Below are 22607 nucleotides of genomic sequence, written 5' to 3' on the forward strand. Positions count from 1 at the left end.
CCAAGCCACGTCCCCCGACCAAGGCGCCCCGCCGCCCCGATAGCGGGCCTTCGGGGGCGCGCGTGGTGGTCACCTTGATTGCCGCGCCCTGCCACGGGCCTACTCATTCGATCACTCCAGGGGAGTTCTCGGCGGTGGGATCATCGGGGCGGCCTCGATGTCCGCACCGGCGTCCCAGACCGCGTCCACCAGCTTCCGCGGAAGGGCGAGTTCGGCGCGCAGCCAGTGCTGGATGTTCCGGAGATAATCCTCGTCCATCAGTCGTAAACTCCTTCCACAGTCCACTGAGGACTCTTCTCGCTCTGCGCGGTGAGCAGCACCGCGACGCCGGAGTCCAGCAGCGCTTGAATCCGGGTTCGGACCCCGGGCCCGCCCGATGCCCACCATCCGGTGTCCACCTGCCATGGCCCGGCCCAGTCCACGACCCGCCGCGGTGGGTCGTCCGCCACGGCCACCGCGTGCGGGACCGCGGTCAGCTCGCGCCGGTCCGTGATCCCGACCCGCTCCCCCGCGGCGTCCATCAGCCGGGCCGGCACCGCGTGCTCGAACACGGTCGCCGGAGACGGCGCCGGCAGCCGTCCCGGCCAGGGCTGCTCCGATGGGCTCTCCGGCGCCCGAGGATCTCCCCACGGCACCAGGCGTACCCGTTCGGCAGGGCCGCGCCCACCGTCGAGGACCGCGGTGAACACCCCCTCCGGGCCGAGCAGCCCCTGCACACGGGCCAGCGCCCGGCCCGCCCGCTCCGCCGCGAGAACCTGTTCGTCGCCCAGGCCCCCGCCCTGACTCGACTGCCACAGCCCGAGCTGCAGGGACCGCCCCTCGACGGTCTCCTCCGGCTCCAGCCGGAGCCAGCCGACCCCGGCACTCGGCCGGCCTTGTGGGCCGGCCCGTAACCAGCCCTCGAACTGCCAGCGGACCCGGTCGGCGATTCCTTGCGGGGTAAGCGGTTCCGCGCACCGCCACACCCGGCCGAGTTCCTCGCCGCGCTCGGTCCCGGCGTGGATGCCCAGCCTGGTGCAGGCAAGCCCGTGCGCGGCGAGCCCGGCGTGAAACCGGCCGGCCAGGGTTTTCGCCATGAACGCGGCGGCATCCACCCGATCCAGCGGCGGGTCGAACTCCTCGGTCACCGCCAGTTCGGGCGGCGGGCGGCGGCGGTTCGGCGGTCGCTCCGAAAGCCCACGAGCCAGCCGGTGCGCCAGCAGCCCCACACTCCCGAACCGAGAGACGACGTCCCGTTCGGTGAGGGCGGCGAAGGCTCCGAGAGTGCGCAACCCCAGGCGCCGCAACAGATCGACGAACTCCGTGCGCTCCGCTCCCGGCTGGTCGAGCTCGGCGATGCTCAACGGCGCCAGGAACTCCGGCGCCTTCCCCGGCTCCACCAGCGCCGACCGGTGCGCGGCGAGCGTCGCGGCGAACAACCCGTCCGCCACCCCGATCTGGCACTCCACGCCCCCACGGGCGGAGACGTGGTCCAGCAGCAGCTCCACCAGCCGAACCTCGCCACCGAAGAACCCGGCCGCGCCACTGACCGGAACCGCCACCAGCCCCGGCCGCACGACCTCGACCCCGACCACCAACTCTTCCACGGCCGCGGCGACCGGTTCGAACAGCCGCGCGTCCCGGCCCTCATCGACCCCGAACACCGTCAGCTCGGGACAGCGGGACTGGGCGTCACGGCGCCGCATGCCACGGCGGACGCCAGCTGCCCTGGCAGCCGCGGAGCAGGCCAGAGCCCGGTTGGCGGAGAACACCGCGCCCGGGTGGTGTACGGACACGCCCGCCGCCATGGCCGCCGCGACCGCCGGCCAGTCCGGACACCACAGCACCAGCATTCGCATGCTCATGCTGGTTCCTCCGCGAGTTTGCGCGCGACCGCGATCGGGTCGCCAGGGCGCTCCTGACGAACTCGGGTCACCTCAGCCACGAAGGCGCCCTGCCGCCCCGATAGCAAGGGGGATACTTGGCTGCTCATCCCACGTCCTCCGCCGTCCAGTCGGTTTCGGTGACCGCCCGCCCGTTCCCCGGCAGAGTCAGCATCGTCCGCCTCGGCCGTGCCGCCGATCCCCGGCCCACGACCTGGATTTCGATCTGGTGTTCACGCAAGTACCCGGAGCCTGATTCCAGCCCGGTCCACCGTGAGGTTTCGCAGCTCAGGTCCAACTCCGCACCCGGCCACGAACCGAAGGACAGCAGCACGGCGCCGCGATGCCGGGCTCGCGCGGAAAGCCGCCGGGCCATCGACGGCTCCGCGCCGGCGGCGGAGACCGCGACCAGATCCATTCCGTCCAGCAGCGCGGCCGTGACCGCGGCGAACTCGGGGCCGGGCCGGGGCACCAGCGCGAACCTGCTCAGTTCCACCCCGGTTTCCCGGGCGGCGACCAGGCCGAGGTCCGGCATTCCCACCGCGGCCGCCCACGACCCGGTCGCGGTGGCTTCGGCCAGCAAGGCGAGCAGCAGTGAGACCGATCCGCGCACCGCGACGGTGCTTCCCCGCCGCAGGCCCGCCGCGGGCAGCAGTTCCCGCAGATCCGGGAGCACCGGAAGCACCTGCCCGCTCGCCCGGGCCTGCTCGGCCGCGACCGCCACACCGCTTGCCGTGCTCACCCCGGGCAGGGCCGCCAACCGCGCGATCGGCGCCTCGGCCACCGTGCCGCTCACCACATATCACCTCCCCAAGACGGCAACTTCACCTCACGCACGCGGACACGTGCGAACATGGAAAGAACATCGCGGGGAAGACGATGACTCGAACATCAGTTCGACATATTCAGTCTGCCTCCGCCGCCGCCACCTGTCAAGCGGAACGTGGTCCGCTGTGGACAGGTCAAGAGAGCGGGGGCTGTTTGAACGCAAGATGAGCACGCTTGGTGACACACCACAACGCTGCACGTGGGCGGGGAGGCAGGCGGCCACCGTAATCGACCGGCAGCAGGCAACGGGTGTCACGGCCTGGCCACCCGAACACGTTCTGAATAAAAGAGAGGGTCGGCGCCGCAGCGAATACGCTGCCGTCATGACCGGTGATCGCTTTCCCACCAACGGCAGCGGCCACCGGCCGCTGATGTCCGAAGAGCGCGCCGAACGCATCCGACAGTGGCACCTCGGCGCCATCCAGGGGCTACGGGACGGGACAGCACACGAGCAGACCTTCTCCTACCTCGGCCGCACCCTGGTCGTGCCGCCGCAGGTCATGCCCATCACCCCGGTGTCCCACCTGCTCGGTGAAGCGGTGCTGGCCGAGGTCCGCGACGGGGACCGGGTGCTGGACATGGGCACCGGCAGCGGCGTCAATGCCGTACTGGCCGCGGACAGAGCAGCCGCCGTGCTCGCCGTCGACATCAACCCACACGCGCTCGACGCGGCTCGCGACAACGCGAGGCGCAACGGAGTCGCCGACCGCGTCGAGGTCCGCCACAGCGACGTGTTCAGCGATGTCCACGGGGTCTTCGACCTGATCGTCTTCGACCCGCCCTTCCGCTGGTTCACCCCGCACAGCCTGATCGAAGCCGCCACCACGGACGAGAACTACGCCACCCTGACCAGGTTCTTCCGTCAGGCGCGGCGACATCTGGCCGACGACGGCCGGATGCTGGTCTTCTTCGGCAGTTCCGGCGACCTCGCCTACCTCCACCAACTCGCCGACGCCACCGGGTTCCGGCGGGAAACCCTTGCCCAGCACGGCGTGGTCAAGGACGGAACGCAGGTCGACTACTTCACTTACCGGTTGACCGCTCCGAAAGCGCGTCACTGATCCGCCGGTGCATGGACCGGCGGCCCAGCGCGGCGAGCGTCTCGTCGATCAGGTGGCTGAGCGGGAACGGCAACTCGGCCTCCAGCGCGGTGGCCGCGGCCTTGGTCGCTTCCCATTCACTCTCCAGCATCGGAAGCAACCGCTGCGCCTTCGGCGTCAGCCGGACGATCCGCTGACGCGCGTCGTCCCCGGGCACCCGGACGACGAGGTCCTCCTTCACCATCTGCGCGACCGTCTGACTCGCCGCTGAATGCGTTACGCCGATCGCCTCGGCCAGGTCCCGGATCGAACTGGGCCCGGCGGCGGCGAGCACTCGGATGATCGGGGTGAAGCGCACCCGGAAGCCGGGGAGCCCGAGGTCGGCGTAGACCTGGCCGACCGCGGCGTCGAGTTGGTCGAGCAGGTGGCGCAGGCGGGTTCCGAGCAGTTCTGGTCCGGAGGATGTCACAGCGCTAATATAACAGCGCTGTTGTGATTTGGAGGAATCGATGACCGAGCTCTATCCACCGACCGAACCGTATGAGCACGGACTGCTCGACGTCGGCGACGGAAACCACATGTATTGGGAGGTCTACGGAAACCCCGACGGCAAACCGGCTGCCGTCGTGCACGGCGGGCCCGGCTCCGGCAAGTCGACCGGGCTTCGCCGCTACTTCGACCCCGAGCGGTACCGCGTCGTCCTGTTCGACCAGCGCGGCTGCGGCCGGAGCACGCCGCACGCGAGCGACCCCGACACGGACATGAGCGTCAACACCACCGAGCATCTGATAGCCGACATGGAACTGCTGCGCGAACACCTGGGCATCGAGCGCTGGCTGCTGCTCGGCGGCTCCTGGGGTTCGACGCTCATCCTCGCCTACGCGCAGCGGCATCCGCACCGGGTTTCCGAGATCGTCCTTTGTGGAGTCACTACCACCCGCCGCTCCGAAATCGACTGGCTGTACGGCGGAGTCGGACGATTCTTCCCCGAGGAGTGGGAACGGTTCCGCGCCAACGCCCAAACGGACGACGACGATCTGGTCGCCGCCTACGCACGCCTGATGGAAAGCAAGGACGCCGCCGTACGGGAAAAGGCCACCCAGGACTGGTGTGCCTGGGAAGACACGGTCCTTTCCTTGGAACCCAACGGAGAGAAGAACGTCTTCAGCGACCGCCCCCAGCCGGACGCCGTGGCCTTGGTCCGCATCTGCACGCATTACTTCTCGAACGGCGCATGGCTGGAGGAAGGCGCACTGCTCCGCGACGCGGGGCGGCTCGCCGGCATTCCGGGCGTCCTCATCCACGGTCAACTGGACTTGAGCGGCCCGCTGGAAGTCGCATGGAAGCTCGCCCGTGCCTGGCCCGGCGCCGAACTCGTCCCCGTGGCCGATGCCGGGCACACCGGCAGCGACGCGATGCGCGCGGAATGGCGCCGCGCGCTCGACAGGTTCGCTCAGCGCTGACCTCCGTCACGCGGATCACCGGCACCGCCGGCGATCCGCGTGACGTGGCGTCAGTGCGCGAAGTGGCGGGTTCCGGTGAGGTACAGGACGATCCCGGCTTCCTCCGCCGCGGCGATGACCTCCGGGTCGCGGATCGACCCGCCGGGCTGCACGACCGCACGCACCCCGGCGTCGATCAGAACCTGCAACCCGTCCGGGAACGGGAAGTACGCATCCGACGCCGCTACGGAACCCTTTACCCGATCGCCCGCACGGTGCACCGCGAGCCGGGCCGAGTCGACGCGATTGACCTGGCCCATGCCGACCCCCACGGTGGCCCGGCCGTTCGCCAGCAGGATCGCGTTCGACTTCACCGCACGCACGGCACGCCACGCGAACTCGAGGTCCGCGAGCGTCTCGGCGTCGACGGCCTCGCCGGTCGCCAGCGTCCAGTTGGCCGGATCGTCACCGGGGGAGTCGATCCGGTCCACGGTCTGCACGAGCATGCCGCCGGAAATGGGCCGGAACTCGATCGGATCCGGGTTGCGCAGCTCGGGCAGGCGGAGCAGCCGGATGTTCTTCTTGCGCTTCAACACATCCAGCGCGTCGTCGTCGAAGTCGGGAGCGAGCACAACTTCGGTGAACACCTCGGCGATCTGCTCCGCGGCCTCCAACGTGACCGGACGGTTGGTCGCGATCACGCCGCCGTAGGCCGAAACGGGGTCGCTGGCGTGCGCCTTCCGGTGCGCCTCGGCGATGTCCTCACCGACCGCGATGCCGCACGGGTTGGCGTGCTTGATGATCGCCACGGCGGGACCTGCGAAGTCGTAAGCGGCCCGGCGCGCAGCGTCGGTGTCGACATAGTTGTTGTAGGACATGGCCTTGCCGTGCAACTGCTCGGCATGCGCCAGTCCATCCCGCCAGTGCTTGTACACCGCGGCACGCTGGTGCGGATTTTCGCCGTACCGCAGGATTTCCCCGCGTTCCCAGCTGGCGCCGGTGAAGTCCGGGAAGCCCGAGTCGTCGACCGGAGCGTAGGCGTTGGCGAACCAGGCGGCGACCGCGGTGTCGTAGGCGGCGGTGTGCGCGAATGCCTGCGCGGCAAGGCGTTTGCGCTCATCGACGGAGAACCCGCCGTCACGGACCCTCTCCAGGACCCAGGCGTAGCGCGCCGGATCGACCACCACGGCGACCGAGCCGTGGTTCTTGGCCGCCGCGCGCACCATCGCCGGTCCGCCGATGTCGATGTTCTCCACCACTTCCTCGTGGCCGGCGCCGGAAAGAACGGTCTCCCGGAAGGGGTAGAGGTTGACCACCAGCAGGTCGAACGGCGCGATGTCCAGCTCCCGCAACTGCTCGACGTGCTCGGCCCGATCCCGGTCCGCGAGCAGGGCGGCATGCACCCGCGGGTGCAGGGTCTTCACCCGCCCGTCGAAGGATTCCGGGAACCCGGTGACCTGCTCGACCGGCGTGACCGGCACCCCCGCGTCGGCCAGCACCTTCGCCGTCCCACCGGTGGAGACGATCTCCACACCGGCGGCATGCAACCCGGTTCCGAGTTCGAGCAGCCCTGTCTTGTCGGAGACCCCGATCAGGGCCCGCTTCACCGGTCGCTTTGTCACCGGAAACCCACCTTCCGTCCCTCCACCGTGCAACCACCCCGGCCCAGCCGCTCCACCACGTCGACGAGCAGCCGCCGTTCAACCACCTTGATGCGCTCGTGCAGGCTTGCGGAGTCGTCGTCGGGTTCGATCGCGACGGCCTCCTGCGCGATGATCGGCCCGGTGTCCACTCCGGAGTCGACGAAATGCACCGTGGAACCGGTCACCTTGACTCCCAGCGCGAGCGCGTCGGCCACCGCGTGCATCCCCGGGAACGAGGGCAGCAGCGCCGGATGAGTATTGATCACCCGGTTCGCGAAACGTTCGAGAAAACGGGGCCCGAGGATCTTGAGGAAACCCGCGGACACCACCAGATCCGGCTGGTAGGCGTCGACGGCCTCGGTGAGTGACTTGTCCCAGGCGGCGCGGTCAGGGTGATCGTCCAAGCGCACCACGAAGTGGGGGACGTGGGCCTTCTCCGCCCTCGCCAACGCCTTGATCCCGTCGCGGTCCGCGCCGACGGCGACCACCTTCGCCGGGTAGCTGGGCCGTTCGACGGCATCGAGCAGCGCCTGCAGCAGCGTGCCGGATCCGGACGCGAGCACAACCAACTTCGCCGGCGTCGGCAGGTCCACCCGACTGGACTCCAACGCCATACTCCTTCAGCCGAACTTACCGTCGTCACCTAGCCTAACCGCCGCACGGAGCACGCCGTTGAGGGTGGTGGGCCGGCGGGTGAGGCCGCGGCGCGGAAAAGTGTCGGTGGGCCGTAGCAGGATGCGGGCGCAAGGCCATAGTCCAAGAGCAATAAGGATCCACTGTGCCCGACCGCGCGTCCGTGACGCTGAACTTCGTCGAGAAAGGCGCCGGCATCCCGGTGCTGGCGTTGCACGGGTGGCCGCCCGACCACCGTCTGATGCTGGGCTGCCTGGAGCCAGTGTTCGCCGGACGTGCGGGGTACCGACGGCTGTACCCGGATCTCCCCGGGATGGGCCGGTCGCCCGCCCCGCCATCCATCGCGAGCGCCGATCACCTGCTCGACGCCGTTGGGGACTTCGTGGACGCCACCATTGGCAACGCACCGTTCCTCCTGGTCGGCGAGTCCTACGGCGGCTACCTCGCCCGCGCACTCGTCAGGTCCCGCGCCGAGCAGGTGCTCGGGCTGGCGTTGATCTGCCCGGTGGGTACGGCGGTGGAGAACGCCGAACGCACCGTCCCCGACCGTCAGGTCCTGCGTGCCGACCCTGAGCTGCTCGATTCGCTGGACGACCGGCTCGGCAAGGAGTTCGCCGACATCTCGGTTGTGCAGACACCGGAAACCGTGCGGCGATTCCGCGACGAGATCATGCCCGGCCTCGCCGTCGCTGACACGGAAGCGTTGGCTCGTATCCGGCAGCGCTGGCAGCTCACCGAGCCTCCCGAGGACGGTGAGCCCTTCGCAAGGCCGACCCTGATCCTCACCGGACGGCAGGATGACAGCGTGGGCTACGTGGATCAGTTCGCGCTGCTCCCGCACTACCCGCGGGCGAGTTTCGCGGTACTGGACGTGGCCGGACACAACCTCCAGATCGAACAGCCGGCGCTGTTCGACGCGTTGATGCTCGAGTGGCTCGACCGCGTGGCCGCCGAATCACGTCTCTAGCTGGGCTGTTCGGGTGTCTCGGCGCCCGGCGAAGTCTGGTCGTCTTCCGGCTCCTCCGCGGTGTTTTCGGACAACGGGATGTCCGGCTCCTCGGATTCGGCCGGTTCGGAGCTCTCGTCGGCCGCCTCCTCGCCGTCCCCGGCGTCGCTTGCCGCTTCGCTTTCGGCGTCACTTGCGGTTTCGCTCTCGGCGTCGTCAGAGAGGTCGTCGGGGAGGTCGTCCGGGGCGCTGTCCGGGGTGTCATCCGCCACGTCGCCCGGGCTGTCGCCCGCCGAGTCCTCAGGGTGGGTATCCGTCGTGGCCGGAGCGGGCGGCGGCCCGGCGAGCCAGGCGACCAGCCCGCCGGGAACGGCGATCCAGCAGAAGGCGGCCAGGGACAGCAGTCCAACCGGAACGGCGACCGGATCGAACGGGCCGGCGCCAAGGCGGCCGCCGGCCAAGCTGCTCAGCGGCACGCAGCACAACCCGGCCAGTCCGCCCGCGATCGCCACCGTGCGCAGGCGGGCGAGCAAGTTCGCGTCGCTGTCCCGCACGGTCCAGCCGACCAACGCGCCGACCGCGGCAGGAAGCAACATCAGGACCCCCCACCAAAGCGCCCGATGCTCCGGAATTCCCGCCAGTAACGGCACTCCTGGCACGACACCGCCGCTGAAGGAGAACGGCCCCACCGAAACCGAACCAAGCGAAAACCCGGGTCCGGCGGCGAAAGACAACGCGCAGACGATCGCGTTGGGGAAGTATCCCAAGGACAGCAACAACATTCCGGCGCCGCTGCCGAAGCCGGGAGCGCTCGCGCCGAACAGGCGGCCGACGGTCGGCATGGACAGCACCAGGCTCAACGTGACGACCAGCGCGCCCGCGGCGAGAAGCCCCGCCATGCCGAGCACGCCGGCCCGCAGCCCACGGACAGCCGCGGGGTCGAGGCGTTCCCCGGCGGCGCGGACCAGGCCACAGCCTCGGGCCAGGCCCAGGGTGGCCGAAACGGCAGCGATGAGTCCGGGGATCAAGAAGGCGGCGAGAGGTTCCGCGCTCACCACGGTGTCCCCCGGCAAAACCGCGATGACCACGCCGAGCAGCGCGTGCGCGCCCGCCATCGACCCCACCAGGTTGACCATCTGGCGAGGTTCGCGGCAGTCGAGCCGCCGTGCTGCGCGGGCGGCGGAGCACGCCACCAGCAGGCACATGGCGAACGTCGCGGTAAGCGGGAGAACTCCCAGCGGGCGACCGGAAATCGTGAGCGGAACCTGGTAGGCGGCAAGCCAGCCGGGACCGGCCGCCTGGAGCACACCGGACACCGTGAACGTCGCCACCGAGGCGATCGCGGTGACCAGTCCCAGCACGGCGGCGACCGCGGCATAACCGGCGATCAACGGCCCCAAGGCCGCCGCGACCACCGTTCTCACCCCGGCGGCCGGCGCAGGCTCGCTTGAACGGTCCGGAACAGCCACCGTCCGCCCGAGATCGCGGTTGCGGGTGAGAAGCTGCACGCTTCGCACCCTCGCATCCCGGTTGGACCATCCGGGTGTGCCACGCCGCCGCCCGGTCACGGCCGGCTCCGTGCCTCACCCGAGCGGGTTACCGAGGCGCCGTAGCTCGGCCTCGCCCCGCCCGGGTGGACCGGATCAGCTCGGGTTTCCGCCCGCGGGCGGCTGCTGCTGCGGGCCGGATTCCGATGGCGGCTGGTAGAACTGGCCCTGCTGGGGCGCGTAGACCGTGGACTGCGGGGTCTGGCCCGGGGGCGGGGTCACCGGCGGTCCGTACTGGGTGCCGGACGGCCCGGCCTGCTGCTCCGGTCCCTGCGGCGGCTGAGTGGGCTGTCCGTAGGGCTGTCCGTACGGCGGGTATTGCTGCCGCTGGGCGGGCATCTTGAGCACGCCGTGGTCGAACAGCAGCGTGGCGACCGCCACCAGCATCTGCAGGATCCCGAGGATCAGGATCACGGTGACGATGCCTGGCACGACCGAGGCGCGGACGACCTCCAGTATCGCCCACAGCGCACCGAATACGCTGGTCAAGGCCACGAAAGGCAGCACCTTCGGTCCTCCGGGAAGCACCCGCAGCGCGGCGAGCAGGCCGCCGATGAGGAGGAAGATGATGGCGAAATCCGCGCCGGCCGTTTCATCGGAAAACGCGATGAAGTAGTTGATCAGACCGAGCAGGGTCACCGCCAGCGAGAGCAGCACCGTCAGATTGGCCGAAGACAGCGTCGCGACCGGCGCATGCTGCTGAGGGAATCCACCCGTGCCGGGCGCCTGTGGGTTGGGTTGTGCGCCGCCGCCTTGCTGGGGGTAACCCGGCCCACCGCTGGGGAAGGTCATCCGTGTTCTCCTGTCGTTGGCCGTACGAGGGGGTCGATATATGCCGGAAGAAGCTAGCGCACGGCTTCTCCTCCGGCTATGCGACGTTCGACGACGGCAAACGGTTCCCCCCGCGCTGCTGTGACAAAAAGCAACGGCCGGGCACCTTGTCTGGTGCCCGGCCGTTCCGCGAATCGTTGGCAGCGTCTCACCACACGGTTAGTGCAGGCTCTTGTACAGCTCCCTGGCGAGTTCAGCGGTCTCGGACGGCGTCTTGCCGACCTTCACGCCCGCGGCCTCGAGGGCTTCCTTCTTGGCCTGGGCGGTACCGCTGGAGCCGGAGACGATGGCGCCGGCGTGGCCCATGGTCTTGCCTTCGGGGGCGGTGAACCCGGCGACGTAGCCGACGACGGGCTTGGTGACGTTGGCCTTGATGTACTCGGCGGCGCGTTCTTCGGCGTCACCGCCGATTTCGCCGATCATCACGATGACCTCGGTGTCGGGGTCGGCCTGGAACGCTTCCAGCGCGTCGATGTGGGTGGTGCCGATGACCGGGTCCCCACCGATGCCGATGGCGGTGGAGAAGCCGATGTCACGCAGCTCGTACATCATCTGGTAGGTCAGCGTGCCCGACTTCGACACCAGGCCGATGGGCCCGGGGCCGGTGATGGTGGCGGGGATGATGCCGGCCAGCGACTTGTCGGGGGAGATGATGCCGGGGCAGTTCGGGCCGATGATGCGGGTGGTGTTGCCCTTGGCCACGCTGTGCGCCCAGAAGTAGGCGGAGTCGTGCACCGGGATGCCCTCGGTGATCACCACCGCGAGCGGGATCTCCGCGTCGATGGCCTCGATGACCGCGTCCTTGGCGAACCGCGGCGGCACGAAGATCACCGACACGTTGGCGCCGGTCTCCTTCATCGCCTCCTGCACGGTGCCGAACACGGTCAGCTCCTTGCCGGCGATGGTGACCGTCTGCCCGGCCTTGCGGGCGTTGACGCCACCCACGACGTTGGCGCCGGCCTGCAGCATCTTGGTGGCGTGCTTGGTGCCCTCCGAGCCGGTCAGGCCCTGCACGATGATCTTGCTGTTGGAATCCAGGAAAATCGACATGTCAGTTACGCTCCAGCTGCGGCAAGCTCGGCGGCCTTGTCGGCCGCGTTGTCCATCGTGTCCACCAGCGTGACCAGCGGGTGGCTGGCCTCGGCGAGGATCGCCCGGCCCTCCTCGACGTTGTTGCCGTCCAGCCGGACCACCAGCGGCTTGCTGGCCTCGTCCCCCAGGATCTTCAACGCCTCCACGATCCCGGTCGCGACCGCGTCGCAGGCGGTGATCCCGCCGAACACGTTGACGAACACGCTCTTCACGGCCGGGTCGTTGAGGATGACGTCCAGACCAGCGGCCATCACCTCCGCCGAGGCGCCACCGCCGATGTCCAGGAAGTTCGCCGGCTTCACGCCACCGTGCTTCTCCCCGGCGTAAGCGACGACGTCCAGGGTCGACATGACCAGGCCCGCGCCGTTGCCGATGATGCCGACCTCACCGTCGAGCTTGACGTAGTTGAGGTCCTTCGCCTTGGCCTTGGCCTCCAGCGGGTCCTCGGCCTGCTTGTCCACCAGGTCCGCATGCCCGGCGTGGCGGAAGGAGGCGTTCTCGTCGAGGGTGACCTTGCCGTCCAGGGCGACGATCTTGTCCTGCGGGTCGCGGACCAGCGGGTTGACCTCCACCAGAGTGGCGTCTTCGGCCACGAAGGTCTCCCACAGCTTCACCACGACGTCGGCGGCCTGATCGCGAATGGCCTCCGGGAACTTCGCCTGGGTGAGGATGTCCAGCGCTTTCGCCTTGTCCACGCCGGCGATCGCGTCCACCGGCACCCGCGCCAGCGCCTCGGGGCGCTCCACCGCAAGCTGCTCGATCTCCATGCCGCCCTCGGCCGACGCCATGGCGAGGAAGGTGCGATTCGCCCGATCCAACAGGAAGGAGACGTAATACTCCTCCGAGATGTCCGACGCCTCGGTCACCAACACCCGGCGGGTGATGTGTCCCTTGATATCCAGGCCCAGAATCGCCTGCGCCTTCTCCCGCGCCTCGGCCGGACCCTCGGCCAGTTTCACCCCGCCGGCCTTACCGCGGCCGCCCGTTTTCACCTGGGCCTTGACCACCACTTGGCCACCGATCTTCTCAGCCGCGGCCTGCGCTTCTTCCGGGCTGGTCGCCACCGCGCCGGGCAATACCGGCACATCATGGGCGGCGAAAAGATCCTTCGCCTGATACTCGTAGAGGTCCACTACTCCGTCTCCTGACGACACATGCTGGTGGGATTTGCGTAAAACCGCGCTGCCGGACGCAAACGACCCTAGCGACCTGGGCAGAAGCGCGGGGACCATACCCCGGTGAACTCGGTCACCGTCTGCGGGGGACGGCTGTGAGTCCGCCCACGGTCGCCGCGCCCGGCTATTTCTTCGATCTGCGAACCGCAGTTGCGGTAACCGCCGTGACTGCGGAAATGGCGAGAGCGACGCCACAAATCAGAGTCAGCCACCAACCGAGCCCGGCACGGGCACCCGGAATCTGCCCACTCGCCAACGGCAGCGTCAGCAGGCGCAGCAGCGTGACTCCGGCCGCCCCGGCCAGCAACGCCGAGGCACGCGCTGGTCTGGACCGTAGTGCGAGTGAGGTCACACCCAGCACCGTGCACAGTGCGATAAGCAGACCCCACGACGGCGTGCCGAAATTCGACCACAACGCCGGCTCGGTGTAGTCGGGCGAGACGATCGTGGGCATTCCGTAAGCCCCGATCGCAAGGACACCACCGGCCAGCAACGGAATCAGCAGCGCCGGAGGAGAAACCAGCTCGTCCGATTCTTCCCGGTCGTCGCGTTCGACCATGCCGGCCACCACGGAACAGCAGGCGGTGGCACCGGCGAGCACCACGGACACCGCTATCCACGGCACCGCCGGGCCGGGCCCGAGCCCAGCCCCGAGTTCGCTGGCCGTGATCGAGTTCGTCAGGACGGCCGTGGCAGCAAGCGCCACACCGGACCAGCTGACCGACAACGCCGGGCGGACGCTCTCGGTCAGCGGCGGCATGAACATCGTGATGCCCAGCACACCGACCAGTAGTCCAGCGGCGAACAGCAGCCACCGGGCCGGGCTGTGCGGGCCCGGCAGATCACCGATCATCACCGAAGGAAGCAGTGCCCCGACGAGCGCCGTGAGCATCGTCAACAGGCCCAGCACCCCGGCGGTCACCCGCAACCGGGACGAGCCGGGCAAGCTCGCCTCCCCGGACTCGTCGCTGCCCTGATCCGCGGATGCGGCGGACGCGTCACGCTTGCGCACGAACGCGACGGCGACCAGGCCGGCGGTGCCGACCAGCGTCACGATCGGACCGGCCGTCAGCCCCAGGGCGGGCACGGCCAGCCCGGACACCAGGTTCGGCAACGCCAGCGTGGCTGCACCGACGCCGAGCCCCAGCAGACCGCCCCGGGCGAACTCCGTACCCGAGGTGATCGAGAGCGCCGCGGCCACCGGCAGACCGAACGCCATCAGCAGGCTTCCGGCCAGCACGAGGCCCGGGCTCTCGAACGCGCTGCCGACCGGGACGAAGGCGTCCTCCGATGAAAACGGCGCCATCATCACGCCGACCGCGGCGATCATCGCGCCGAGAAGACCGGTGAGCAGCACTCCCCGGCCGGCCTGCCCGTCGGATCGAGCACCAACCGCCCGCAGGGCGAAACCGCCGGCAGCGGCCGTTGCCACGAGCCCGGCCAGCAGTAACCAGAGCCCCGCCGCGGGGCCCGGCAGCGCGAAGACCTCGGGCCGATACAGCTCCGGCCGGGCGGATGCCGACGGGTCGGCGAGGAACTCGAGGTCGGTCACCAACCGCCCGGGCGCGAGCGCGGCCGTTCCCGCGAGCACGCCCACGGCCGCCGCGGACCGGCCACGCGCAAGGAAGACGACGACCAGCACCATCGGCGCCAACGCCAGCACGATCAGCAGCGGCGCGCTGATGAAACCGGGAGCCGCCCCGGCCACCACGGGCACGAAAGCACCCAACGCGAGCAACACGGCGGCCAGCGCGCCGAAGCCGAGAGCGATGGGAAACGCCGAGGTCGGCGACCCTTCGCCGGTACCAGAGGTACGCGGATCAAGGCGCGAAAGTCGGCCGCCGAGAGGCCAGTTAGTCCTCGTCATTGATGCCGCACGCTAGCAAGTCCGCGCTACTCATGCCCCATAGAGGGTGAACACCATTCAAAACACGAGATATGCGCCCTGGTGGCACCCGTGGCCATTTCCCGCGGGGCCATCGCCTCACCCGGCGGTTACCGCCCACCGGGCGACCACCGAATCGCGCCTCGCCTCAGGCCAACTCCAGCCGAGACCTCAAGATCGACTCAGAACCGTTATCGGCCCACAGTCAACCGGCAACACGCCGACAACGCACGTAACGTGCATCACATTTCAACAGTAATACTCCACAGACTGAGCGTAATCCGCCCTGCTAGCGAGCACGCGAAGTGATCACCTCTCCAAGGAACGCCAACCACGCCTTGCCGATAACACCGTCCTTTCGTTAGTGTCCCGCCGTCCCCATTACGGTCAGATCACGAAGCGGGAAACGGGCAACCACCCCCGAGGTTGCTCACCGGGCCCCACCCGGAACCCGCCGATCCGACCCCCGATGAAAGGCCCCGACTTGGCTCGATACCGCTCCCCCGGCGGCCAGGCCCCTTCCCCGGAGCTTGATACCGCATTGGACGGTGCGGCCATCCGCGTCCGAGACGGTCGCCGGATTCCCGCGCCATCTTCCGTGGTGCGCGGCCGAGTTGTGGTCGCCGCCGTCGCGGCCGGCGCCTTCGCCGCCGCAGCAGCCGGACAGACTCTCCACGCGTTCAAACCGTCTGGGTCCGTCACCCCGCTGGCCGACGCTCACGACGCGAGTGCCTCCCTGGCCCTCGGCAGCGACGCGATCGCCGGTGCCCCCGAACTGCTCCCCGCGACGCACAACACGGACGCCACGGCCGAGGTCCGCAAGCTCACCGACAGCCAGCAGGTCACGCAGGCCCGTCAGGACCGGGAGGCGGCCGCCGCCCTCGCGGCGGCGGAGGAAGCGCGCAAGCCCAAGACCTGCCTTCCCGCACACGGCACGTTCACCTCCGGTTTCGGCTCCCGGTGGGGAACGACCCACTACGGCATCGATATCGCGAACTCGATCGGCACGCCGATCTATGCCGCGACCGACGGAACCGTGATCGACGCGGGGCCGGCCAGTGGTTTCGGCCTCTGGGTCCGGATTCAGATGGACGACGGGACCATTCAGGTCTACGGCCACATGAACAGCTTCTCGGTACGCGTCGGCCAGAAGGTCACTTGTGGACAGCAGATCGCGGTGATCGGCTCTCGTGGCCAGTCCACCGGTCCACACCTGCACTTCGAGGTGTGGCGCAACGGCACCACGAAGATCGACCCCCGGCCCTGGCTGGCCGCCCGCGGCATTTACCTCTGAGGCCTCTTCCCGAAACATCGAACCTCCCCATCACTCGAACCATTGTTCGAGTCAGGTGTACCAGAGGGGTCCGACAAAACCCGCGCAGTCGGCCGGCGCGCTGCGGGGTGACGAGCGGGCCAGCTTGAGCTTGATAAGCGGCGGAGCCGCTTGCTGTGGGCCGCCAACTTGCACTCTGCAGCCGAATTCTCAGGCGTCTTCTCGCGAGGACAGCGCCGCCGTGGTGAATTGGATGTCTAAAGCTTCACCATCGGCACGCTGCCGAGGAGCATCAGCTTGACCCGGCCCGACCCGCCGAAATCGATGGTCGCGGTGGCACGCGGACCGTCACCATCCGCCTCCACCACCGTGCCCAGCCCGTACTTGTCGTGGCTGACCCGGTCGCCGACTTCGAGCTTCAACGCCGCGGTGTTCTGCCAGCCCTTGAACGAGGTCGTGCGCATGCCCCGGCCCGCGAGCCCGGCCTGGGCCGAGTCACCGCCGATCGAGCGCCTCCCCCAGGTGGTCGCGGCGCGCGGCGAGCCCGCGGACGAGGAAGGCTCTTCCCGCCGCCAGTCGATCAACTCGGCCGGGATCTCGTCCAGGAAACGCGAAGCCGGGTTGGTCATCGGCTGGCCCCAGGCCGATCGCGTGATCGCCCTGGACAGATACACCCGCTTGCGGGCCCTGGTGATGGCCACGTAGGCCAGCCGGCGCTCCTCGGCCAACTCGGCCGGCTCCCCGAGGGCACGCAGGTGCGGGAAGACCCCGTCCTCCCAGCCGGTGCAGAACACCACCGGATATTCGAGCCCCTTCGCGGTGTGCACCGTCATCAGTGTCACCACGCCCGCGTCGTCCTGGTCGTCCTCGCCGTCGGGCGTGGGAATCGAGTCCGCGTCGGCTACCAGCGAAACGCGTTCGAGGAAGGCCGCCAGCGAACCAGCCTGGGGTACCCCGGCGTCTTCGTCCTCCGCCGCCCCGGGCACCTCCGCCGCGGATTCGGTGAACTCCCGGGCAACGGTGATCAGCTCGTCCAGGTTCTCCAGCCGGGAAGCGTCCTGTGGGTCGTCGGACTCGTCGAGTTCGGCCCGGTAGCCGGTGCGCTCCATGACCGCTTCCAGGATGTCGGCCACCTCGGCGCCCTCGTCGGCAAGCGCTTGAAAACCGTCCAGCAGTTCGACGAAACCGGTGATCGCGCGGGCCGACCGCGGGTTCAGCAGCGCCACCCTGCCCTCGACCGCCTCGCGCAGTGCCGCCGCGAACGAGATCCGCTCCTGCTCGGCATGTGCCGCGACCACCGCCTCGGCCCGCTCGCCGATGCCACGCTTGGGCACGTTCAGGATCCGGCGCAGGCTGACCGTGTCCTCGGGGTTGGCGATCACCCGCAGGTAGGCGAGGGCGTCCCGCACCTCGCGCCGCTCGTAGAAGCGCACGCCCCCGACCACGCGGTAGGGCAGGCCGAGCCGGATGAAGATCTCTTCGAACACCCGGGACTGGTTGTTGGTCCGGTAGAAGACCGCGACATCGGAATAACGCGCCTCGCCACGGTCGGCCAGTGCGTCGATCTCACCCGCGACGAAGGCCGCCTCGTCGTGCTCGTTGTCGGCGACGTAGCCGCCGATCTTCTCGCCCTCTCCCGAGTCGGTCCACAGCCGCTTGTCCCGGCGGTTCGGGTTCCGGGAGATCACCGCGTTGGCGGCGGACAGGATCGTCTGCGTGGATCGGTAGTTCTGCTCCAGCAGGATCGTCCGCGTGTTCGGGAAGTCCCGTTCGAACTCCTCGATGTTGCGGATCGTCGCACCACGGAAGGCGTAGATGGACTGGTCGGCGTCACCCACTACGCACAGCTCCGACGGCTCGACCCCGGATTCGGTCGGCTCGACGCCGACCAGCTCGCGGACCAGCGTGTACTGCGCGTGGTTGGTGTCCTGGTACTCGTCGACGAGCACGTGCCGGAACCGGCGCCGGTAATACTCGGCTACGTCCGGAAACGTCTGGAGCAACCCGACCGACCGCATGATCAGGTCGTCGAAGTCCATCGCGTTGGCCAGCACCAGCCTGCGCTGGTATTCGGCGTAGACCTCGGCGACCCGGCGCTCCAGGTCGTTGGTGGCCGCCGCCGCGGCGGACTCGGCGTCCACCAGCTCGTTCTTGAGGTTGGAGATGTGCACGGCGAGAGTGCGCGCCGGGTACCGCTTGGCATCGATGTCCAGGTCCCGGGCGACCAGCGTGATCAGGCGCCTGGTGTCGTCGGCGTCGTAGATCGAAAAACTCGAGGACATGCCGAGCGTCTTGGCTTCGCGTCGCAACAACCGCACGCACATCGAGTGGAAGGTGGACACCCACATCGCGTTCGCCCGGCGGCCGACCAGGTCGGCGACCCTTTCGCGCATCTCGGCCGCGGCCTTGTTGGTGAACGTGATCGCCATGATCTGCCCGGGGTGCGCGCCCCGCTCGGCAAGCAGGTAGGCGATTCGGCGGGTCAGCACACGCGTCTTGCCTGAGCCGGCGCCGGCGACGACGAGCAGCGGCGCACCGGTGTGCGTGACGGCCTCGGCCTGCGCCGGGTTCAGGTCGGCGAGCAGGTCGGCACGGCCGTGTGACGCCGGTTGCGGGGACGGGAGATCGAAAAGGGTGCTCATCGGGTATCCACGCTACTCGGACCGGCTGAGGGCCTACCGCGGTGTACGTACTCGGAACTGACGCTCGCAGCCCGATGCCGTGGCGGCCGATGCCGCGGACCATCGTTGGCATGAGCGACGCACCTACCAGAATCCGCGCCTCCGACGCCGACCGGCAACGGGTCGCGGCCCACGTCCAGCAGGCGAGTGGCGAGGGTCGCTTGACGCTCGACGAGACCGAGGACCGTCTCGGCGCCGTCTACGCCGCGAAATATCTCGACGAACTCGACGCCCTGACCGCCGATCTACCGCTGCAACAGCCCGAGCCGAGCCGCTTCCCGACCCCGCTGCACCTGCACGCGGCGATCGTCGGCGTCCTCTCCGTGCTACTCGTCGTCCGCTGGGTCATCTCCGGTGTGCCGTTCTTCTGGCCCGTCGTACCGATGTTCTGGCTCGGTCTCAGCCTCGCGGTGCACGCTGCCGTCCGATCACGCCACAATGCTGTGCCATACTGAAGCCGTGCGACACCACGCGTACCGATTTTTTTACGGAAGCCGGACTCCGACTTCCGTGATCGCGTAGTGTCAACCGCCATCACCACAAGCCCCGGAGTCCACGGACCCGGGGCTTTCGTCGGCTCGGGGCCCGGTGGGATTTCGGCCCGACCGGAGGTCGCAAGATGAACTCGCAAACGAACGAACGGCCCTCGTCGGCGGAACCGATCGCCTCGGCCGAGGAGGTCTCCGACCTGCGCAAGGAGATCGACTGGCTCGACTCCGAGATCCTGCGGCTCGTCAAGCGCCGGGTCGAGGTGTCGAAACGAATCGGTGCCGCACGGATGGCCGCCGGCGGCACCCGCATCGTCTACAACCGTGAGATGGACGTGCTCGCCCGCTACCGCGACCTGGGCCCGGAGGGCCGCCAGCTGGCGATGGCGCTCCTCAACCTGGGTCGCGGCCGGCTCGGTCGCTGAAATTCAGGGACTTTCCCCGAGCGCAGGGGCACCGGTTACGGGCACACTGGAGGCATGCTCAATCTCATCGCGGTCGTGATCGCGATAGCCAGTGTGCTCGCCGCGCTCGGCCATGTCGGATATCTCGCGCTGCTCAACAGTGCGGCTACCAAGCGTGCCGGCGGGGCCCCGATCGCCGAGTACGTCCGCAGCCGGTGGGCCGTCGCCGGTGGGACCACGGCGGTGGCCCTGCTCGCGTGGCTGCTCACCGCGGGTGGTTCGGCCATGGACGTGCTCTCGATCCTCCTCGCGGTCGGCAGTGGCGCCGTGTCCACGAAGGCGTTGCGCTCGACCCAGGCCAAGTTCCGCAGCGGCGGTTAGTTCCACCGTCGCCCACTCAACGGACGCGCTCCGCGTGGCTGTCGCTTCCGTCGCCGAACGACCGCGCGTTCGCCGGCCACGGCGTGGATAGCGTCGGGCGGCGGTAGTGCCGTGGCCGCCACGGTGATCCGTGGCAAGCCGTACCTGCACGATCGAGTGCGCTCCGACCGAGTGAACTTGGGCCGTCTCACTTTCCTCGCGCCGCCAGATCCATACCCTTGACGCGTGGAAATTCACGGTGTTTGCTTGACGCGCTCGGTGCCTGCTCGCTTGCGCGGCGCGAAACCCCGTCTTTCCCACTGGTTCGACGCCCCCGCTTCGATCTTGGCGAAGCTGGGAGGGGGCGTCAGGTCGACATGAACGGCGGGGATAGAACGCCTGACTATTTTCCCACCCATGGTGGCCGCCATCGGCGCGGTGACGGCCGAACCTGGACGCCCGGCGTTCCCGGCAGGACCTCCGCCGCCCGCCACGCGAGCAGGCCCGCCCCCGTCGACCCCCCGAGCCGGGGCCTGCTGCCGGTCACCCCGGCCGACCAGGACACCGACGCCGGGTATCCGCCCTCCCGAGGCGAACTGCCCGGGTGCCGCCGGACCAAGGTCACGCTCGCCCCGGTCGAGCGGGTGGAACCCGAAGACGTCACCGTGCATCTGGCCCCGCAGGCTTCGGGCCTCGGCACCTTCGATCTCGGCAGCGTGCCGGCGTCGGTGACGCCACCCCGAAGCTGGCGCCGGGCCGCCTGGTTCGCGACCGCCTCATCGGGTGGCGTGGTGGTCGCGCTGCTGTTCGCCGGCTCGGCCCTGGTCGGCAAACCGGCCCCGGACCAGGCCGTAACCGGCTGGGTGCCCGGTCTGGAGGGCGGTGGTCAGTCCGCCCTCGGCGACCGGCAGCAGGCCCCCAGCCCCGGTGACGGGGCGACCGTGCTGGGCACTCAGCTCACCACGAAGACCATGGAGCCGCCCGATTCCAGCACGTCCGTCCGGCCGGCGGCCGATGTGCACGACCCGGCGGACGAGGTGGCCCCCGGGGATCCCACGCTCTCGTCCACGTCGACGGCCACGACAACGGCTACGCCAACGACCGCGGCGCCGGTGCAGCCGGATGCGGTCGTTCCGCCGAGACCACCGGCGAGGCCGGCCCCCTACGACACGGACCCGCTCCGGGTCGGACTACCGCAGGGCGCGCCCGCGGTCTTCGCCCAAGACACGCAGAAGTTCTTCGAGACGGTTACCGAGAACCCCGAGGCCGCGTACGAGATGACGACCGGAGACCTCCAGAGCGAGGGCACCGGAGCGCTTGCCCGCCAGTACGGCGACGTCGCCTACTTCGAGGTCGAGCACGTCCAGGTCCACCAGTACGAGGGCAAGACGGTCTGCACGATGCGAACGGTGTACAAGGACGGCACGCGGACCACTGAGCAGCGCATGCTCACCTTCTCCCACGGCAAGATCGAGAGCGCCACCTGAGCGGTCCGGCCGGGTGGGAAGTGAACACCGTTCGTCGTCCAGTGACGGCACTCCACCGACTGAGACTGGCCGGTAACGATCCGGCACGGTTGGCTGATAGACGTGCCAAACACCCCGACCACGGAACAGAGGCCATGAGAGTGGTGCCCGAGGGCCGACCGAACCGGCAGTTGCCGGACGAGTTCGGCGTCGATGATCTCCCGATCCAGGAGACGTTCGGCGTGGAGTTGCTGGGGCGCAGATCCCTCACCGAAACCGCGCGCGAGCCGCGCACCTTCCTGCCTCCGCCCCGGGTTCGCCCGCGACGGCACATCTCGCCGCCGCGCGAGCCGGAAAGCCGGTTTTCGAAGGTGGCCAAGCTGGCCGGGCTCACCACGGCCAGCACTTTGCTCGTGGGCGCGGTCGTCGCATCCTCGATGGTCACCCGGGCGCGAACCGAGCAGACCGGGCGCTCGACGCCGGCCCCGCCCGCGATCACCGGGGCGGCCGCTCTCGGTGGCTTCGCGATGCAGGACTCGGTCAAGCCCGGCCGCGACAGGCACTCGTCCCCGGCCACGACACACACGCAGAAGCCGGCTACGTCGGAACAACCGTCCCCGACCGGGCTCGCGTGGTCCGCCACGGGGACGTCGGAGGCCCCGCCCGCCTCGCCCGCCCCGTCGACGACCAAGGCACCGGTCGACGACAAGCTCACCACGGTGAACCAGTTCTACCAGCTCATGGGCTCCCAGCGGCCACAGGACGCACTGGCCATGCTCGCCCCGGCCCTGGCCGGTGACCAGCCGGGCGATCTCGTGCGGGCGTGGAGCTCGATGAGCCAGGTCGAGGCGAAGGACGTCCACGTGCAGCCGGACGGTTCGGTGCTCGCCGTGGTCGACATGGTCAGGCGGGACGGCACGCACCTGCGGGTCACCCAGGTGCTGGAGCTGACCGGCGGACTCATCGAGCAGGCGGTCCTGCTCTCCGCCGAACAACTGTAGCCCCATACCA

At 69.3% G+C, this 22607-nt stretch carries 21 protein-coding genes; 9 read left to right on the forward strand and 12 right to left on the reverse strand.

The window, feature by feature from the left end:
* Positions 1–111 precede the first annotated feature (111 nt).
* From A3CU_RS52145 to A3CU_RS0102380, 3 genes are all read right to left on the reverse strand, one after another.
* Complete coding sequence (locus tag A3CU_RS52145) at positions 112–258, reverse strand: hypothetical protein (protein ID WP_156960204.1); 147 nt, start codon at positions 256–258, stop codon at positions 112–114.
* A complete protein-coding gene (locus A3CU_RS0102375; RefSeq protein ID WP_027940900.1) occupies positions 258–1832 on the reverse strand; it encodes a DNA polymerase Y family protein in 1575 nt (524 codons plus the stop codon). The genes A3CU_RS52145 and A3CU_RS0102375 overlap by 1 nt, the downstream gene beginning before the upstream one ends.
* A 136-nt stretch (positions 1833–1968) precedes the next feature.
* Positions 1969–2658: a hypothetical protein gene (locus tag A3CU_RS0102380; RefSeq protein ID WP_027940901.1), complete on the reverse strand. Its 690-nt coding sequence runs from the start codon at positions 2656–2658 to the stop codon at positions 1969–1971.
* A gap of 355 nt (positions 2659–3013) precedes the next feature.
* On the opposite strand from A3CU_RS0102380, the gene A3CU_RS0102385 reads away from it, so the two are divergent.
* Positions 3014–3751 carry a methyltransferase gene (locus A3CU_RS0102385; RefSeq protein WP_245616854.1) on the forward strand — a complete coding sequence of 246 codons (738 nt, stop codon included), beginning with the start codon at positions 3014–3016 and terminating at the stop codon, positions 3749–3751.
* Here A3CU_RS0102385 and A3CU_RS0102390 read toward each other — a convergent pair.
* Positions 3714–4199 carry a MarR family winged helix-turn-helix transcriptional regulator gene (locus A3CU_RS0102390; protein WP_027940903.1) on the reverse strand — a complete coding sequence of 162 codons (486 nt, stop codon included), beginning with the start codon at positions 4197–4199 and terminating at the stop codon, positions 3714–3716. The genes A3CU_RS0102385 and A3CU_RS0102390 overlap by 38 nt on opposite strands.
* A 40-nt stretch (positions 4200–4239) precedes the next feature.
* On the opposite strand from A3CU_RS0102390, the gene pip reads away from it, so the two are divergent.
* On the forward strand, positions 4240–5193 hold the full coding sequence (gene pip, locus A3CU_RS0102395; protein ID WP_027940904.1) for a prolyl aminopeptidase: 954 nt from the start codon (positions 4240–4242) through the stop codon (positions 5191–5193).
* Positions 5194–5243: 50 nt separating this feature from the next.
* Here the strand turns inward: pip and purH are convergent, their stop codons facing one another.
* Positions 5244–6794 carry a bifunctional phosphoribosylaminoimidazolecarboxamide formyltransferase/IMP cyclohydrolase gene (gene purH, locus A3CU_RS0102400; RefSeq protein WP_027940905.1) on the reverse strand — a complete coding sequence of 517 codons (1551 nt, stop codon included), beginning with the start codon at positions 6792–6794 and terminating at the stop codon, positions 5244–5246.
* Positions 6791–7408 carry a phosphoribosylglycinamide formyltransferase gene (purN, locus tag A3CU_RS0102405; RefSeq protein WP_027940906.1) on the reverse strand — a complete coding sequence of 206 codons (618 nt, stop codon included), beginning with the start codon at positions 7406–7408 and terminating at the stop codon, positions 6791–6793. The genes purH and purN overlap by 4 nt, the downstream gene beginning before the upstream one ends.
* Before the next feature lie 185 nt (positions 7409–7593).
* Here purN and A3CU_RS0102410 point away from each other — a divergent pair, with 185 nt between their 5' ends.
* Positions 7594–8415 (forward strand): alpha/beta fold hydrolase, encoded by an 822-nt coding sequence (locus A3CU_RS0102410; RefSeq protein ID WP_245616855.1) that lies wholly within the window; start codon positions 7594–7596, stop codon positions 8413–8415.
* On the opposite strand, the gene A3CU_RS0102415 is transcribed toward A3CU_RS0102410, so the two are convergent.
* The 5 genes from A3CU_RS0102415 to A3CU_RS43230 all read right to left on the reverse strand — a co-directional run bounded on the left by A3CU_RS0102415 (position 8412) and on the right by A3CU_RS43230 (position 14906).
* Positions 8412–9902, reverse strand: a complete 1491-nt coding sequence (locus A3CU_RS0102415) for a cell division protein PerM (protein ID WP_052371443.1) — start codon at positions 9900–9902, stop codon at positions 8412–8414. The genes A3CU_RS0102410 and A3CU_RS0102415 overlap by 4 nt on opposite strands.
* Before the next feature lie 135 nt (positions 9903–10037).
* Positions 10038–10733, reverse strand: coding sequence for a DUF5336 domain-containing protein (locus A3CU_RS0102420; protein ID WP_027940909.1), 696 nt, complete (start codon positions 10731–10733; stop codon positions 10038–10040).
* A 198-nt stretch (positions 10734–10931) separates the two neighbouring features.
* The gene (gene sucD, locus A3CU_RS0102425) at positions 10932–11822 is read right to left on the reverse strand and encodes a succinate--CoA ligase subunit alpha (RefSeq protein ID WP_027940910.1); all 891 of its coding nucleotides are present in this window, start codon (positions 11820–11822) and stop codon (positions 10932–10934) included.
* Positions 11823–11827: 5 nt separating this feature from the next.
* The gene (sucC, locus tag A3CU_RS0102430) at positions 11828–12997 is read right to left on the reverse strand and encodes an ADP-forming succinate--CoA ligase subunit beta (RefSeq protein ID WP_027940911.1); all 1170 of its coding nucleotides are present in this window, start codon (positions 12995–12997) and stop codon (positions 11828–11830) included.
* Between the two features lie 166 nt (positions 12998–13163).
* On the reverse strand, positions 13164–14906 hold the full coding sequence (locus A3CU_RS43230; RefSeq protein WP_052371405.1) for a hypothetical protein: 1743 nt from the start codon (positions 14904–14906) through the stop codon (positions 13164–13166).
* Between the two features lie 634 nt (positions 14907–15540).
* Here A3CU_RS43230 and A3CU_RS0102440 point away from each other — a divergent pair.
* Entirely contained in the window at positions 15541–16218 is a 678-nt protein-coding gene (locus A3CU_RS0102440) for a M23 family metallopeptidase (RefSeq protein WP_027940912.1), read from the forward strand.
* A gap of 236 nt (positions 16219–16454) precedes the next feature.
* Here A3CU_RS0102440 and pcrA read toward each other — a convergent pair whose 3' ends face one another.
* Positions 16455–18839: a DNA helicase PcrA gene (pcrA, locus tag A3CU_RS0102445; RefSeq protein WP_027940913.1), complete on the reverse strand. Its 2385-nt coding sequence runs from the start codon at positions 18837–18839 to the stop codon at positions 16455–16457.
* A gap of 110 nt (positions 18840–18949) precedes the next feature.
* On the opposite strand from pcrA, the gene A3CU_RS0102450 reads away from it, so the two are divergent.
* The 5 genes from A3CU_RS0102450 to A3CU_RS49610 all read left to right on the forward strand — a co-directional run bounded on the left by A3CU_RS0102450 (position 18950) and on the right by A3CU_RS49610 (position 22597).
* Positions 18950–19333, forward strand: a complete 384-nt coding sequence (locus A3CU_RS0102450; RefSeq protein WP_027940914.1) for a DUF1707 SHOCT-like domain-containing protein — start codon at positions 18950–18952, stop codon at positions 19331–19333.
* Between the two features lie 164 nt (positions 19334–19497).
* The gene (locus tag A3CU_RS0102455; RefSeq protein WP_027940915.1) at positions 19498–19791 is read left to right on the forward strand and encodes a chorismate mutase; all 294 of its coding nucleotides are present in this window, start codon (positions 19498–19500) and stop codon (positions 19789–19791) included.
* A 54-nt stretch (positions 19792–19845) separates the two neighbouring features.
* Positions 19846–20151 (forward strand): hypothetical protein, encoded by a 306-nt coding sequence (locus tag A3CU_RS0102460; RefSeq protein ID WP_027940916.1) that lies wholly within the window; start codon positions 19846–19848, stop codon positions 20149–20151.
* A 356-nt stretch (positions 20152–20507) separates the two neighbouring features.
* On the forward strand, positions 20508–21617 hold the full coding sequence (locus tag A3CU_RS43235; RefSeq protein ID WP_052371406.1) for a hypothetical protein: 1110 nt from the start codon (positions 20508–20510) through the stop codon (positions 21615–21617).
* A gap of 134 nt (positions 21618–21751) precedes the next feature.
* Positions 21752–22597: a hypothetical protein gene (locus A3CU_RS49610; protein WP_052371407.1), complete on the forward strand. Its 846-nt coding sequence runs from the start codon at positions 21752–21754 to the stop codon at positions 22595–22597.
* Positions 22598–22607 lie beyond the last annotated feature (10 nt).

It is taken from the genome of Amycolatopsis taiwanensis DSM 45107, from assembly GCF_000519205.1.
Lineage (GTDB): Bacteria > Actinomycetota > Actinomycetes > Mycobacteriales > Pseudonocardiaceae > Amycolatopsis_E > Amycolatopsis_E taiwanensis.

Coding starts and splice junctions, on each gene's coding strand:
- A3CU_RS52145 (WP_156960204.1), bottom strand. CDS start 258: ATGGACGAGGATTATCTCCGGAACATCCAGCACTGGCTGCGCGCCGAA.
- A3CU_RS0102375 (WP_027940900.1), bottom strand. CDS start 1,832: ATGCTGGTGCTGTGGTGTCCGGACTGGCCGGCGGTCGCGGCGGCCATG.
- A3CU_RS0102385 (WP_245616854.1), top strand. CDS start 3,014: ATGACCGGTGATCGCTTTCCCACCAACGGCAGCGGCCACCGGCCGCTG.
- pip (WP_027940904.1), top strand. CDS start 4,240: ATGACCGAGCTCTATCCACCGACCGAACCGTATGAGCACGGACTGCTC.
- A3CU_RS0102420 (WP_027940909.1), bottom strand. CDS start 10,733: ATGACCTTCCCCAGCGGTGGGCCGGGTTACCCCCAGCAAGGCGGCGGC.
- sucD (WP_027940910.1), bottom strand. CDS start 11,822: ATGTCGATTTTCCTGGATTCCAACAGCAAGATCATCGTGCAGGGCCTG.
- A3CU_RS43230 (WP_052371405.1), bottom strand. CDS start 14,906: ATGACGAGGACTAACTGGCCTCTCGGCGGCCGACTTTCGCGCCTTGAT.
- pcrA (WP_027940913.1), bottom strand. CDS start 18,839: ATGAGCACCCTTTTCGATCTCCCGTCCCCGCAACCGGCGTCACACGGC.
- A3CU_RS0102450 (WP_027940914.1), top strand. CDS start 18,950: ATGAGCGACGCACCTACCAGAATCCGCGCCTCCGACGCCGACCGGCAA.
- A3CU_RS0102455 (WP_027940915.1), top strand. CDS start 19,498: ATGAACTCGCAAACGAACGAACGGCCCTCGTCGGCGGAACCGATCGCC.
- A3CU_RS0102460 (WP_027940916.1), top strand. CDS start 19,846: ATGCTCAATCTCATCGCGGTCGTGATCGCGATAGCCAGTGTGCTCGCC.
- A3CU_RS43235 (WP_052371406.1), top strand. CDS start 20,508: ATGAACGGCGGGGATAGAACGCCTGACTATTTTCCCACCCATGGTGGC.
- A3CU_RS49610 (WP_052371407.1), top strand. CDS start 21,752: ATGAGAGTGGTGCCCGAGGGCCGACCGAACCGGCAGTTGCCGGACGAG.